Genomic DNA, 13915 nt, shown 5'->3' with positions numbered 1-13915 from the left:
GCGACGCTCAGGCGCTGGCGCGCGGAACCTCGAACTGCTGGCCCGGACGCAAACCCCTGAAACGGTCCGTGCCAATCCCGGCGGCCGTCATGGCGGCCGCAAGTGCCTTCGGCGGGTCGTCTATTCCCTCGTTAGTCAGCTGGAAGGTGCCGAAATGATGTCCGATGCCGAAGGTGGCGCCGCTCAAGCCGAAGCCTGCAATTGCTTCCTGCGGATTCTGGTGCTGCGCCTTCATGAACCAGCGTGGCTCGTAAGCGCCGATCGGCATGATGGCCAGTCGGATGTCGCCATGCTTCTCGCGGAGGTCGCGATAATGCGTGCCGTCGGCATAACCAGTGTCGCCAATGTGGTAGATCTTGCCGCCTGACGTTTCGATGACGAAGGCGGCCCATAGCGCCATGCGCCGGTCGCCCATACCGCGGGCCGACCAGTGGTGGCATGGCTCGCAATGGATGGTTATGCCATTGCCCATATCCAACCGGTCGCCCCAGTCCGTCACGCTGGCATCGATCTGAGCAATGTCATCGCGGATAATCCGGTCGTTGCCAAGCGGGGTCACAATCCTTGGCTTGTCGCGTTCGACGAGGCGCTTCAGCGTCGCGATGTCCAGATGGTCGTAGTGATTGTGCGTTACGATGACAATATCGATGGTCGGCAGATCGTCGAAGGCGACGCCCGGCGGATTGGCGCGTCTCGGCCCGGCGAAGGAGACGGGGCTAGCGCGCTCCGACCAGACGGGATCCGTCAGGATGTTGAGGCCTGCAGTCTGTATCAGCAGCGTCGCATGGCCGACCATGGTCACCACGAGCCGTTCGCCATCCACGCGCTGCTCCGGCTTCGTCGTGACGAAGTCGGCAGCCATCACGGGCTTGGGCCATTCGATCTTGCCTCCACCGAATTGCCAGCGCAGCAGATCTGTAAACCCGCGCGGTTCCTCTCCACCCGGATTGAAGAAGATCTTGCCATCGAAATGATCCGAGACCGGGCCGCTGTAATAGCGGTTGCCCGCCTGCGCCTCACGCATGCCGAGGCCTCCTAATGTGGCGGCGACGAGCCCGAAGCCCGACCATTTGAGAAAGTTGCGTCTGTTCATGGCTCACTCATATGTGGTTTCGTCAATTCCACGACAAGATGCATGCTGCAGATCGCTGAAGGGAGGCAATGCCCCGGGAAATCGCTACTTGGCTTGACTTCGTGGTGGTTTTCCTGTTTATCCGCCGCAATCTGCGAAGAGACGAGAACTCTGAGCCGCCGACCGGGACCCGAAAAGGTATAAAGAGATCCCGGAGGTCAACACCCGACAGCGCGTTGCGCCCTCGGGTGGTTTTTGGCTTTGCGTCTTGTTTTCCGCGTGGAGAAGACCGAGGTTTGGGTTCCCCCGAACCATGCAAGGAAGAGCCGATGTTTGAAAACCTCCAGGACCGTCTTGGATCCATTCTGAATGGACTGACCGGCCGTGGCGCATTGTCCGAGGCGGATGTCTCGGCTGCTCTGCGCGAGGTTCGTCGTGCCCTTCTCGAGGCCGACGTTGCCCTCGAAGTGGTCCGCTCATTCACGGAAAAGGTGCGTGAAAAGGCCGTCGGCGCGACCGTCTTGAAGTCGATCAAGCCCGGCCAGATGGTCGTCAAGATCGTCCATGACGAGCTTGTCGACATGCTCGGCACCGAAGGTGTTTCAATCGACCTCAATGCGGCTGCTCCCGTCGTCATCATGATGGTCGGTCTGCAGGGTTCGGGCAAGACGACCACCACGGGCAAGATTGCCAAGCGCCTCACGGATCGCGACAAGAAGAAGGTCCTGATGGCCTCGCTCGACACGCGTCGGCCGGCCGCCCAGGAACAGCTTCGCCAGCTCGGTGCGCAGACCGGTATCGATACACTGCCAGTTATCGCCGGCCAGTCGCCGACGGATATTGCCAGCCGCGCTGTTCAGGCCGCCAAGCTCGGTGGCCATGACATCGTCATTCTCGATACCGCCGGCCGCACGCATATCGACGAGCCGCTGATGATGGAGATGGCCGAGATCAAGGCCCGCTCCAAGCCCCATGAAATCCTTCTCGTCGCCGACTCTCTGACCGGACAGGACGCGGTCAATCTCGCGCGCAATTTCGACGAACGCGTGGGCATCACCGGCCTTGTTCTGACCCGCATGGACGGCGACGGGCGTGGTGGTGCAGCCCTTTCGATGCGGGCCGTCACCGGCAAGCCGATCAAGCTGATCGGTGTCGGCGAAAAGATGTCGGAACTCGAAGAGTTCCATCCGCGCCGCATCGCCGACCGCATCCTCGGCATGGGTGACATCGTTTCGCTGGTTGAAAAGGCTGCTGAGAACATCGATGCGGACAAAGCCCGCGCCATGGCCGAGAAGATGGCCAAGGGCAAGTTCGACCTCAATGACCTTGCCGAACAGATCAAGCAGATGCAGGCCATGGGCGGCATGGGTGGCATCATGGGCATGATGCCCGGCATGGCCGGCATGAAGGATAAGATTTCTGCGGCCGGCCTCGACGACAAGGTCTTCAAGCGCCAGCTCGCCATCATCTCATCGATGACCAAGGCCGAGCGTGCCAATCCCGACGTGCTGAAGCACTCTCGCAAGAAGCGCATCGCAGCGGGTTCCGGCACCGATGCCTCCGATATCAACAAGTTGCTCAAGATGCATCGCCAGATGGCCGACATGATGAAAGCCATGGGCGGCAAGAAGGGCGGCGGCATGATGAAGCAGATGATGGGCGGTCTCGCTTCCAAGATGGGGCTGGGCGGCGGCATGGGCATGCCTGACCTGTCGAGCATGGATCCGAAGCAGCTCGAGGCGCTTGCCAAGCAGGCGGAAGCCGCCGGCATGAAGCCGGGTGGCTTGCCGGATCTCGGCGCCGGTGGTCTGCCCGGCCTTGGCGGACCGAAGCTCCCTGGCCTCGGTGGCGGCGGCTTTCCCGGCCTTCCCGGCCTGCCGAAGAAGAAGTGAGGAGCGCGCCCATGATCGATCGGTCCGTCAAGGAAAAGCTCTCTGATTACCGCCAGTCGATCGATAATATCGATGCCGCGCTGGTGCACATGCTGGCTGAGCGGTTCCGCTGCACCAAGGCCGTCGGCGTGCTGAAGGCCACCCACGATTTGCCGCCGGCAGACCCGGCGCGTGAAGAATACCAGATCGAACGCCTGCGCCGCCTGGCACAGGATGCCAATCTGGATCCGGATTTCGCCGAGAAGTTCTTGAACTTCATCATCAAGGAAGTCATCCGGCATCATGAAGCCATTGCCGCCGAACATGGCGGTGCAACCGAAAAGACCGTCTGACGGCGGCCTCAACAAGAAAATCAGGCATGCCCCGGCAGCCTGGATCGAAAACCCAAGGAGTTAATCACATGTCCCTCAAGATTCGTCTCGCCCGCGGTGGTTCCAAGAAGCGCCCGTACTACCAGATCGTCGTCGCCGATGCCCGCGCACCGCGCGACGGCCGTTTCCTCGACCGCGTCGGTTCCTGGAACCCGATGCTCGGCAAGGACAATGAAAAGCGCGTCGAGCTGAACGTCGATGCGATCAAGGCATGGGTTGCCAAGGGCGCCCAGCCGACCGACCGCGTCCTGCGCTTCATGGCGGAAGCCGGTATTGCCGAGCGCGCTGTTCGCAGCAACCCGGACAAGGCAAAGCCGGGCAAGAAGGCCCAGGAACGCACTGCCGAGCGGGCTCAGAAGGCCGCTGACGCAGCCGCTGCTGCTGCCGAAGGTTCCGCAGAATAATCCGGCTCCAGTCGATACCGGCGGGCGGTGGGTCATCCCACCGCCCGTTTTGCGTTTTCTTTCCGGTCACTTCCGCCTAAAAGGAATGTCGAACCGATGCATCTGCAGGACCGTTCCACCCCATGAGCACGCTTGAAAACCCGATACTGATGGCCGTGATCGGCGCCGCCCAGGGGCTCCGGGGGGAAGTGCGGGTCAAGACATTCACCGAGGATCCGCTGGGCCTTGGTGACTATGGTTTCCTCCATGCGGCCGACGGGCGCAAATTCGAGATCCTCGAAATCCGCGACGGCAAAACCGTCGCCATCGTGCGCTTCCGTGGGGTCAATGATCGCAACGCTGCAGAGGCCCTGAACGGGACAGAGCTTTTCGTTGATCGCGATGCCCTGCCGGACGATGATCTGGAGGACGACGAGTTCTATTATACGGATCTCGAGGGGCTCGAAGTCTATGACGCCGAGAATAATCACTACGGCGCCGTGACGGCTGTCTATGATTTTGGTGCTGGCGACCTCCTGGAGCTGAAAGGGCCTGGCAAGAGGCCCGTGCTCATTCCGTTTTCCGAAGCGGCCGTCCTGGAAATCGATCTCGAGGGCGGACGGCTGCTCGTTGACCCGATTGCAGCCGGACTCAAGGATGACGGCGAAGAAAAGCCTTATGGCAATGCCGGCGGCAAGCCGCGTCCCAACAACGGGCGTTGAGTGGCCATGCCCTTCAAGGCCTCCATTCTGACGCTCTACCCGGACATGTTTCCGGGCCATCTTGGCCTGGCGCTGGCGGGGCGCGCACTTGAACGGGGCGACTGGCAGATCGAGGCGCTGCAGATCCGGGATTTCGCCGAGGACAAGCATCGCAGCGTCGACGATACGCCGTCTGGCGGCGGGGCAGGAATGGTGCTCCGTCCAGATGTGCTCGCCCGGGCCATTGATTCCATAGCCGACGATGGAAGGCCGCGGCTGTTGATGAGCCCGCGTGGCCGACCGCTGACCCAGGACCGGGTCCGTGCGCTGGCCGCAGGCGAAGGCGTGGTCATCGTTTGCGGTCGCTTCGAAGGTGTCGATCAGCGGGTGATTGATGCGCGCCAGCTCGAAGAGGTTTCCATCGGTGACTATATCTTGTCCGGCGGCGAGCCGGCAGCACTGACGCTGCTGGATGCCGTGGTGCGGATCTTGCCGGGGGTTATGGGCAACCAGCTCTCCGGCGTGCATGAAAGCTTCGAAGGCGGGCTGCTCGAACATCCGCAATATACCCGCCCGCAGATTTTCGAGGGCCGGGAAATTCCTGAGGTCCTCACCTCCGGCAATCATGCCGTGATCGAGAAATGGCGGCATGATCAGGCTGTCGCCCTGACCTGCGAGCGACGCCCCGATCTGTTGCCGGCTCAGCCAGTGAAGAAGTAATAGGCGGCCAGCCCGAGCCCGGCGGCAACTACCAGCCAGCGCAGCAGATTCTGCGGCACCTTCCTGGCCATGGCGACACCCGCATAACCACCGGCGGCCACGGCCGGAATCATGATCGCCGCATGAAGCCAGGAGAGCGCGCCGGCGCTGGCGAAAACGACGATCGCGACGGCAGCGATCACGATCGACAGAAAATTCTTCAACGCGTTCAGTCGATGATAATCGCCGCCGCTCGCCAGGCCCAGAGATGCGAGCATCATGATGCCCATGCCGGCGCCGAAGAAGCCACCGTAGAAGGACGTAATTCCCTGCAAGGCGAGCCCAAGCGGGCTTGCCGGATGGCTCTCGCCCTTTGTCTTCGGTCGCAGTTTGGGGCCGGCGGCGAATATGGCGGTGGCACCGAGCAGCAGCCAGGGCACCATGGAGCGAAAGGCCGGATTGGACAGCGAGATGAGGAAGAGAGAGCCGCCGATGGCACCCACCGCCGAGACAAGGCCAAGCACGATCGCGCTGCGCTTCATCTCGCTCAATTCCTTGCGATAGGCGAGCGTTGAGGTGACATAGCCCGGGAACTGGGTGACGGAGGAGGTTGCATTGGCACTGATCGGGGGCAGGCCAGCAAGCGTCAGGGCCCCGAAGGTCAAGAAGGTGCCGCCGCCGGCGATCGCGTTCACCGCTCCCGAGAGAAAGCCGGATGCGAAGAGCAGTACAATCATGGCGACGGTCATCCGATGCTCCTCCTGATAGATCGAGGCGAAGTCTTAAGTGCAGATATCCGACGCAGCAAGGCGTCCAGGGGCCTCATCAGGCGCGAATTTTGTCACTCATGGGGTGACAAGCCAGCCATCTTGGTGTAATGGCCCCCTCGGAAATGGGCGTTACGCCCGTCTGCCAAAACAAAGAACTGCGCAATCGCTCCGACCCATCAGGGTCAATATCCTGCGGCATGGACCTAGGGATCCTTGTTGAGCGCTCTGGCTGTTTCAGAAGAAACCGAGGTTAGACATGAACATCATTCAGCAGCTGGAAGCCGAACAGGCCGCCAAGATCGAAGCCAAGCGCAAGCTCCCGGAATTTTCGCCCGGCGACACGGTCCGCGTGAACGTGACCGTCAAGGAAGGCAACCGTACCCGCGTGCAGGCCTATGAAGGCGTTTGCATCGCTCGTTCGGGCGCCGGCATCAACGAGAGCTTCACCGTCCGCAAGATCTCCTACGGCGAAGGCGTCGAGCGCGTATTCCCGATCTACTCGCCGCTCGTCGAAGGCGTCGAAATCGTTCGCCGCGGTAAGGTCCGTCGCGCCAAGCTCTACTACCTGCGCGATCGTCGCGGCAAGTCGGCTCGTATCGTCGAGAACACCGGCACCCGCGCTCGCAAGCTGAACGACGCCGAGCGCGCCGCCGTTGCCGAGGAAAAGGCACGTCTGGAAGCCGAGAAGGTCGCAGCAGCACAGGCACTGGCCGCCGAAAAGGCCGCAGCTGAAGCCGCTGAAAAGGCTGCCGCCGCTGAAGCCGCTGCCGCTGCAGAAGCTTCTGCCGAATAAGCAGTCGCTAAAGACATTGATGAAAGGCTCCGGTTTCGGAGCCTTTTTTCGTTTGTGGAGCCTCGATCCAGCCCGTCGATCCGGCGATCAGAGGCTGACGCTGATTGCGCCGCCGGCCACGATCAGGCAGGCGAGCAGCCTGCGGACCGTCAGCGGCTCGCCCAGGAGGAATGCTCCGATCAGCACGGCGAAGACGACGCTCGTCTCGCGCACCGCAGTGACAAGCCCTGCAGGAGCATAGGCGTAGGCCACCACCACGAGCCCATAGGCCAGCATGGCCACCACTCCGCCGGCGGCAGCCTTCCAGGTGAGCGGAGACCTCAAGTCGATCACCAAGCCCTTCCGTGTCACAGTGAAGGCAATCGTGATCATGATGCCGAAGAGGAAAAGCACCCATATCGCATAGGCAACGGGTTGTTCGACGAGTTTGACCCCACGCGAGTCGACCGTCGAATAACAGGCGATGATCAGGCCCGTTGTCAGCGCGAAGAGAATGGAGGAGGTGGCGGCACGGGTCCTGCCGAGCGACAGGCTCATGATGCCGGTGGCGATCAGAACGACGCCCAGCGTCTGCCAGGGACCCAGCACCTCGCTGAAGAAGAGGAAACCGCCGAGGGTTACCAGAAGCGGAACAGTGCCCCTGACGATCGGATAGACCTGCCCGAGCTCACCTTGGCGATAAGCTGCCACCAGAAACAGGCTATAGCCTACCTGCAGGCACGCCGAGAGCAGGATATAGGGCCAAGCGGCCGATCCCGGCATGGGCAGGATGAAGAGGATGGGCAGGCAGATAATGCTTCCCGCGAGGCTCATCACCGTGATCGACCACAGGCGATCCGCGCCGGTTCGAAGAAAAGCGTTCCAGCTTGCATGAAGAATTGCCGCGATGAGCGCCAGGACGACGGCAACAGTGCTCACGGCCGCGGCCTGCGGGCGGAAAACTCGAATTCGGTGATGTTCATGGGAAACCCGCGGGCGACATGTGACAGTTTTATGACGCCGCGACGATAACGCCTTCGAATGCCATTGCAACGCCCAGACAAAAAGAAACCGCCCGCTTTGAAGCGGGCGGCAGGTCTCACATCAAGCCTTGGAACGGCTCTTACCGCCAGTCGCGGATATCGACGAAATGGCCAGCGATTGCGGCGGCGGCGGCCATGGCCGGCGAGACGAGATGCGTGCGGCCCTTGAAGCCCTGGCGGCCCTCAAAATTGCGGTTCGAGGTCGAGGCGCAGCGCTCGCCCGGCTTCAGGCGGTCGTCGTTCATGGCGAGGCACATGGAGCAACCCGGCTCGCGCCAGTCGAAGCCGGCGGCCTTGAAGATCTTGTCGAGGCCTTCGGCTTCCGCCTGTTCCTTGACGAGACCGGAGCCCGGTACGATCATGGCCGATACGGTCGAGGCGACGGTCTTGCCTTCGACGACCTTGGCCACTTCGCGCAGGTCTTCGATACGGCCATTGGTGCAGGAGCCAATGAAGACGCGATCTACCGCGATATCGGTGATCTTGGTGCCCGGCTTCAGGCCCATGTAGTCCAGGGCGCGCCACTTGGAGGTGCGCTTGTTCTCATCCTGGATTTCATCCGGGTTCGGGACCGCGCCCTGGACCGAGATCACGTCCTCCGGCGAGGAACCCCAGGAGACGATCGGCGGCAACTTGGCGGCATCGAGCACGACAACGCGGTCGAAATGCGCGCCTTCGTCGGACTTCAGCGTCTTCCAATAGGCCAGGGCTTGCTCGAGGGCTTCACCCTTCGGCGCGCGGGGCTTGTCCTTGATGTATTCGAAGGTCTTCTCGTCCGGGGCGATCAGGCCGGCGCGGGCGCCGCCTTCGATCGTCATGTTGCAGACGGTCATGCGGCCTTCCATCGACAGGGCCTCAATGGCTTCGCCGGCGAATTCGATAACGTGGCCGGTGCCGCCAGCAGTGCCGATCTCGCCGATGATCGCGAGGATGATGTCCTTTGCGGTCACGCCTTCGGGCAACTTCCCGTCGACGCGCACCAGCATGTTCTTCGCCTTCTTCTGGATCAGCGTCTGGGTCGCGAGCACATGCTCGACCTCAGACGTGCCGATGCCGTGCGCCAATGCCCCGAATGCACCATGCGTCGAGGTGTGGCTGTCACCGCAGACGATTGTCATGCCCGGCAGAGTGAAGCCCTGTTCCGGACCGACGATGTGGACAATGCCCTGGCGCTTGTCGGAGGCCGAGTAATATTCAACACCAAACTCGGCTGCATTGGTGGCGAGCGCCTCGACCTGAATGCGGCTTTCCTCGTTCTTGATGCCGAGGTGCCTGTCCGGCGAGGTCGGCACATTGTGGTCGACCACGGCCAAGGTCTTCTGCGGGGCGCGGACCTTGCGGCCTGCCATGCGCAAGCCTTCGAAGGCCTGCGGCGACGTCACTTCGTGAACGAGGTGACGGTCGATATAGAGAAGACAGGTACCATCTTCCTGGCGATCGACAACGTGGTCGTCCCAGATCTTGTCGTAAAGGGTGCGAGGTGCGCTCATGGCTATGTTCCGTCCAGACTGAGGAAAGGATTTTGGAGTGTTCAGGATGCATCGGCGCCGCTCCTGCGGCGCGAGGCGCTCAGCCGCGAAGGCTCGCGAGTGCCCCTTGAACGCGCGCGAAGAACCGTGCCGGCAGACGCTTGTGGTCCTGCAGCACGATGAACTGGTTCGCGAGGCATCCGAATTTCGATCCCATGAGCGGCGTCATACCAGTTTTCATGAATGTCGGCAATTGGTTCGAGAGCCTTGTGACACGCGGCTGTCATGAAGCTTTCGCGCAAGCATGATTGATCTTCGTCCGTATCGCACCCCTTGGAGCCGTCGCCATGAACGAAGAGATCCACCGCATCAAGACCGAGCTTCTCGACAGTTTCGACGAGGAGCTGGAGCAGCAGCTGGACGAGGATCGGCTCGACCAGCTCGTCGCCGACGGCATGTCGGAACCCATGATCGACCGGAAGATCTATTTCCGCGAACTGTTTCGTCTCCAGCATGAGCTGGTCCGTCTGCAGGACTGGGTTCAATACAAGAAGCTGAAAATGGTCGTGCTGTTCGAAGGACGAGACTCCGCTGGCAAGGGCGGTGCGATCAAGCGCGTTACCCAGAGACTCAACCCGCGTGTCTGCCGGGTCGTGGCTCTGCCGGCGCCCACCGAGCGTGAGCGCAGCCAATGGTACTTCCAGCGCTATGTCCAGCACCTGCCCACAGCGGGCGAAATGGTCCTGTTCGATCGTTCCTGGTACAATCGGGCCGGTGTCGAGCGGGTCATGGGTTTTTGCGGACCCGACGAGCTGGAGGAATTCTTCCGCTCAGTACCGGAATTCGAGCGCATGCTGGTGCGTTCCGGCATCGTCCTGGTCAAATACTGGTTCTCGATCACGGACGAGGAACAGGAGTTTCGTTTCCGCATGCGCATCAACGATCCTCTGAAGCAGTGGAAGCTCTCGCCGATGGATCTGGAGAGCCGGGTCCACTGGGAAGACTACACCCGTGCCAAGGAAGAAATGCTGGAACGCACGCATATTCCCGAGGCACCCTGGTGGGTGGTGCAGGCGGTCGACAAGAAGAAGGCGCGGCTCAACATGATCGCCCATCTCCTGTCACAGGTGCCCTACGAACATGTGCCGAAAGAGGCGGTCCAGCTGCCGGCGCGTGTGCGAAACGATGACTATATCCGCCAGCCTGTGCCGCTGGAGATGTATGTGCCGGAACAGTATTGAACTCGTGTCAGCTACGGGTGCGCGTGCGCATCCGCTTCTCGAAGCCTCGCAAGAGAATCGACAATCCGATGGTCAGAACCAGATAGACATAGGCCACGATCGAGTAGGTCTCGAAAAAGCGGAAAGACCCCGAGGCATAGACCTTGCCCATCTGGGTGATGTCGGCGACGCCGAGCACGGAGACCAGCGAGGAGTCCTTCACCATGGCGACGAAATCGTTCGAGAGTGGCGGAAAGATGACGCGGATCGCCTGCGGGAAGACCACGAGCCGGAAGCGTTGGCTCCTGCTGAGGCCCAGCGCCTTGGCCGCCTCGATCTGCCCCTTGTCGATCGACTGTATGCCGGCACGGAAGATTTCCGCAATGAAAGCGGAATAGCCGATCGTCAGCGCTATGATGGTGCGCCACATCAGCGATACATCGCGCACGACCATGGGGTCGGTGAGGCCAGCCGATATGAGCGGGGTTGTGAGAATATTGTATAGCGCGACGAAGGCCGGGGCGCCCACGAAGGCGATGTAGAACAGGAGAACCAGGATCGGGATGCCGCGGACCACTTCCACATAGAAGCGGGCGATCTGGCGCAGGATAACACTATCGGACATGCCGAGAAGCGCAATCAGCAGGCCCAGCGCCGTTGCCAGGGCGAAACCGACCAGTGTGACAAAGATTGTCACCCAGAGGCCCTTGGACACGGTGTTGAACACCTGTGAATAGATGTCGCTGACAAAAATGACAGCAGCCAGGGAAAGCGCCAGAATCAGGAAGGCGACCAGCCACCAGGGCCGGTCGCCCTTCTCATCACCCTGGGGAAGGGTCTGAAATGCCATCAGTCTCCCGCCTTCAGGTCGCAGGGACGGATCTGGGTCATTCGCCCATTTTGTAGTCGAGGAACCACTTCTTGTTGAGTGCGTCCAGCGTGCCGTCGGCCTTCATCGCCCCGATCGCGGCATTGACCGGCGCCACCAGGTCGGAGCCCTTCGGGAAGATGAAGCCGAAGTCTTCCGAACCCAGCGGGCCGCCGATCAGTTTCAGGCCGCCATCCGAGGCGTCGACATAGCCCTTCCCGGCGGTGCCGTCCGTCAGCACGACGTCAACGTCGCCGGTCTTGAGGGCTTGCACCGTTGCGCCGAAGGTTTCGAACAACTTGATGCGTGGGTTCTGTTCGTTGCCGTCGAGGATCTCGTAGACGGCCGTATAAAACGGCGTCGTACCCGGCTGGGCGCCGACCAGCCCTTCCTGGAACTCACCGAAGCTCTTGCCATCGGTGAAACGGCTCTCGTCGCCGCGCACCAGCATGAATTGCTCCGAGCGCATATAGGGATCTGAGAAGTCTACCTTCTCCTTGCGGTCGTCCTTGATGGTGATCCCGGTCATGCCGATCTGGTACTGGTCATCAGAGACGGCCTGGATCATCGCGTCCCAGGAGGTGTTCTGGTATTCGACCTTGAAATTCAAACGCTTGGCGATCTCGTTCATCGCGTCATATTCCCAACCGATCTGCTGGCCCGTCTTCGGATCGACGAACTGCAGTGGCGGATAGGCATTCTCAGTCACGACCACAACCGCCTTGCCGGCGAGATCCGGCAGATCGCTGGCGTGGGTGGAAATAGGCAGCAGGGCGAGGGTGGACAGACCGGCAAGGACAGCGCGGCGGAACAGCATGGAAATCTCCCGAATTGTGGCAGGGCAGACTGTCACATCTTGTTCCGTGCTGGCAAGGACCGCCGGCCGCGCGTCAAGGCGCATCCGCAATTTTCATTACAGCAGAGGCTGGTCAGGCGCTTGTCTGGACCGCATCCGAGGTCGGATGCGGCCCATGCAGTCATGTCACACGTGAATCAGAAGCTGGCGGTCATCGGATCCGGACCAATGCGTGCACCTGCATCGTCCAGCGCGTTCAATATTTTCATGTCTTCTGCCGAAATCTTGAAATCGAAAACGTTGAAATTTTCGACGATGCGCGACGGCGTGACTGATTTCGGAATGACCACGAGGCCATTGTCGATGTGCCAGCGGATGATCACCTGGGCCGGCGTCCGGCCGAGCCTGCTCGCCATTTCTGCAATCACGGGATGCCCAAGCAGCTTGCCCTGCCCCAAGGGGCTCCACGACTGCGTCACGATCTTGTGTTTCTCGTGAAAGGCCCGCGTTTCGCGTTGCTGGAAGTCCGGGTGCAGTTCGATCTGGTTGATGACCGGGACAACGCCCGTTTCGGCGACGATCCTTTCGATATGCTCGGGACAAAAGTTCGACACGCCCATGGACTTCGCGCGCCCTTCCTCCTGCAGCTTGACGAAGGCCTTCCAGGTGTCGACGAAGAGTTCGCGATGCGCCGACGGCCAATGGATGAGATAGAGATCGACGTAGTCGGTTCCCAACCGCTTCAGGCTCGCATCAAAGGCCCTCAGGGTCTGGTCATAGCCCTGCTCGGTGTTCCAGAGCTTCGTCGTCAGGAAAATGTCCGAGCGCGCCGTGCCGGATTGGCGGATTCCTTCGCCGACACCTTCCTCGTTCTCGTATACGGCGGCTGTGTCAATATGGCGGTAACCTGCGTCGAGAGCAGCCTTGACGGCCGGTGCCGCCTCGTCGTTCGGGGTCTGCCAAACGCCGAGGCCCACCTGGGGAATGCGAGCGCCGTCGTTCAAAGCGATTTGAGTTTGATCAGTCATTTTTCGATATACTCCGGATCGGGAAAGGTAGGGGCGCGGTGCGCGAAATCGATGATGGGGACGAAGTAGCGCATGGAGCGCTGATCGCTTTTTGGTATGTAGGCCGGCTGCAGGATGATGAAAGAGGAACCATTCTCAAAATCCCTGAAAGCGTCGTCAGAGAACCTGAAGCACGGTCTTCCGTCCGAGATGTGGCAAGAGACGGCGCATGTCGCGGGGGCTGATCGCCACGCAGCCTTCTGTCGGGCTATAACCCGGTCTTGCGATGTGAAAGAAGATTGCCGAACCGCATCCACGCTTTCGCTGGCGCAGGTTCCAGTCGAGGACGATGCAGATGTCATAGAGCTCGTCTTCGCGCTGAAGCTTTTCATGGCTCGGCGTGAAGGGAGACCGAACGGGGCGATTGTAGTTCGCGTCGCTGACGGCGTCGCACCAGAGCATGTTCGGCTGGGTCCGGCGCATGGGAAGCCGCGTGGCAGGCCATAGGCCGCTGTCACCCCGTCGATAGGCAGAGAGTATAGGCATCACGGAAATCGGCGTTGCTCCGTCGCCCTCCCTTTTGCGGCTCGTGCGTCCACTACGTCCCAAGGCGGCGGCAAGTGTCAGTGGTCCCGCTTGCAGGATAGCTCGCCTCTGGTCGCGCGGGGCTGGCCGAACGATCAGTCGAGCGAGAGTACTGGAGGACTTTGGGCGCGCTTTTGGCCTCTTGGTCACGACTTTTTGCCTTGTTCGTGAATATTGTTGTATTCTTGGCCCTTAAAGAGCTGCGAGTAAGGCTTACATGCGGTGCAAGAGGGCAGCAAGGCCCCACCGATTGACCATTCTGGAAGG

At 61.1% G+C, this 13915-nt stretch carries 16 protein-coding genes; 7 read left to right on the top strand and 9 right to left on the bottom strand.

The features are described from left to right. Positions 1-7: 7 nt before the first annotated feature. Positions 8-1093 (bottom strand): MBL fold metallo-hydrolase, encoded by a 1086-nt coding sequence (locus tag LJE98_RS11080; protein ID WP_229575273.1) that lies wholly within the window; start codon positions 1091-1093, stop codon positions 8-10. 308 nt (positions 1094-1401) lie between these two features. Between LJE98_RS11080 and ffh the strand changes: the two genes are divergently transcribed. From ffh to trmD, 5 genes are all read left to right on the top strand, one after another. Continuing rightward, on the top strand, positions 1402-2964 hold the full coding sequence (gene ffh / locus LJE98_RS11075) for a signal recognition particle protein (protein ID WP_229575272.1): 1563 nt from the start codon (positions 1402-1404) through the stop codon (positions 2962-2964). Positions 2965-2975: 11 nt separating this feature from the next. Further along, on the top strand, positions 2976-3296 hold the full coding sequence (locus LJE98_RS11070) for a chorismate mutase (RefSeq protein WP_229575271.1): 321 nt from the start codon (positions 2976-2978) through the stop codon (positions 3294-3296). 68 nt (positions 3297-3364) lie between these two features. After that, entirely contained in the window at positions 3365-3739 is a 375-nt protein-coding gene (gene rpsP / locus LJE98_RS11065) for a 30S ribosomal protein S16 (protein WP_229575270.1), read from the top strand. 122 nt (positions 3740-3861) lie between these two features. Beyond that, positions 3862-4440, top strand: a complete 579-nt coding sequence (gene rimM / locus LJE98_RS11060; protein ID WP_229575269.1) for a ribosome maturation factor RimM — start codon at positions 3862-3864, stop codon at positions 4438-4440. A 6-nt stretch (positions 4441-4446) separates the two neighbouring features. Then, complete coding sequence (trmD, locus tag LJE98_RS11055) at positions 4447-5139, top strand: tRNA (guanosine(37)-N1)-methyltransferase TrmD (protein ID WP_229575268.1); 693 nt, start codon at positions 4447-4449, stop codon at positions 5137-5139. On the opposite strand, the gene LJE98_RS11050 is transcribed toward trmD, so the two are convergent. Further along, positions 5121-5867, bottom strand: coding sequence for a sulfite exporter TauE/SafE family protein (locus LJE98_RS11050; RefSeq protein WP_229575267.1), 747 nt, complete (start codon positions 5865-5867; stop codon positions 5121-5123). The genes trmD and LJE98_RS11050 overlap by 19 nt on opposite strands. A gap of 277 nt (positions 5868-6144) precedes the next feature. Between LJE98_RS11050 and rplS the strand changes: the two genes are divergently transcribed. Continuing rightward, positions 6145-6681, top strand: coding sequence for a 50S ribosomal protein L19 (rplS, locus tag LJE98_RS11045; RefSeq protein ID WP_229575266.1), 537 nt, complete (start codon positions 6145-6147; stop codon positions 6679-6681). Between the two features lie 87 nt (positions 6682-6768). Here rplS and LJE98_RS11040 read toward each other — a convergent pair whose 3' ends face one another. The 3 genes from LJE98_RS11040 to LJE98_RS20150 form a co-directional block, all read right to left on the bottom strand. After that, positions 6769-7599 carry a DMT family transporter gene (locus LJE98_RS11040; RefSeq protein WP_229575265.1) on the bottom strand — a complete coding sequence of 277 codons (831 nt, stop codon included), beginning with the start codon at positions 7597-7599 and terminating at the stop codon, positions 6769-6771. A gap of 184 nt (positions 7600-7783) precedes the next feature. After that, positions 7784-9193 carry a 3-isopropylmalate dehydratase large subunit gene (leuC, locus tag LJE98_RS11035; RefSeq protein WP_229575264.1) on the bottom strand — a complete coding sequence of 470 codons (1410 nt, stop codon included), beginning with the start codon at positions 9191-9193 and terminating at the stop codon, positions 7784-7786. A gap of 79 nt (positions 9194-9272) precedes the next feature. Then, complete coding sequence (locus tag LJE98_RS20150) at positions 9273-9401, bottom strand: hypothetical protein (protein ID WP_267499007.1); 129 nt, start codon at positions 9399-9401, stop codon at positions 9273-9275. A 118-nt stretch (positions 9402-9519) separates the two neighbouring features. On the opposite strand from LJE98_RS20150, the gene ppk2 reads away from it, so the two are divergent. Further along, on the top strand, positions 9520-10413 hold the full coding sequence (ppk2, locus tag LJE98_RS11030; protein WP_229575263.1) for a polyphosphate kinase 2: 894 nt from the start codon (positions 9520-9522) through the stop codon (positions 10411-10413). A 7-nt stretch (positions 10414-10420) separates the two neighbouring features. On the opposite strand, the gene LJE98_RS11025 is transcribed toward ppk2, so the two are convergent. The 4 genes from LJE98_RS11025 to LJE98_RS11010 all read right to left on the bottom strand — a co-directional run bounded on the left by LJE98_RS11025 (position 10421) and on the right by LJE98_RS11010 (position 13798). Further along, on the bottom strand, positions 10421-11242 hold the full coding sequence (locus LJE98_RS11025) for an amino acid ABC transporter permease (protein WP_229575262.1): 822 nt from the start codon (positions 11240-11242) through the stop codon (positions 10421-10423). Positions 11243-11279: 37 nt separating this feature from the next. Further along, positions 11280-12077 (bottom strand): transporter substrate-binding domain-containing protein, encoded by a 798-nt coding sequence (locus LJE98_RS11020; protein WP_229575261.1) that lies wholly within the window; start codon positions 12075-12077, stop codon positions 11280-11282. Positions 12078-12253: 176 nt separating this feature from the next. Beyond that, complete coding sequence (locus tag LJE98_RS11015) at positions 12254-13084, bottom strand: aldo/keto reductase (protein ID WP_229575260.1); 831 nt, start codon at positions 13082-13084, stop codon at positions 12254-12256. Between the two features lie 156 nt (positions 13085-13240). Then, positions 13241-13798 carry a L,D-transpeptidase family protein gene (locus LJE98_RS11010; RefSeq protein WP_229575259.1) on the bottom strand — a complete coding sequence of 186 codons (558 nt, stop codon included), beginning with the start codon at positions 13796-13798 and terminating at the stop codon, positions 13241-13243. Between the last annotated feature and the right edge of the window lie 117 nt (positions 13799-13915).

The sequence above is a fragment of the Rhizobium sp. 'Codium 1' genome (genome assembly GCF_020889605.1).
Taxonomy (GTDB): Bacteria; Pseudomonadota; Alphaproteobacteria; order Rhizobiales; family Rhizobiaceae; genus Allorhizobium; species Allorhizobium algae.
This window is presented reverse-complemented; position numbering and strand designations above follow the sequence as displayed.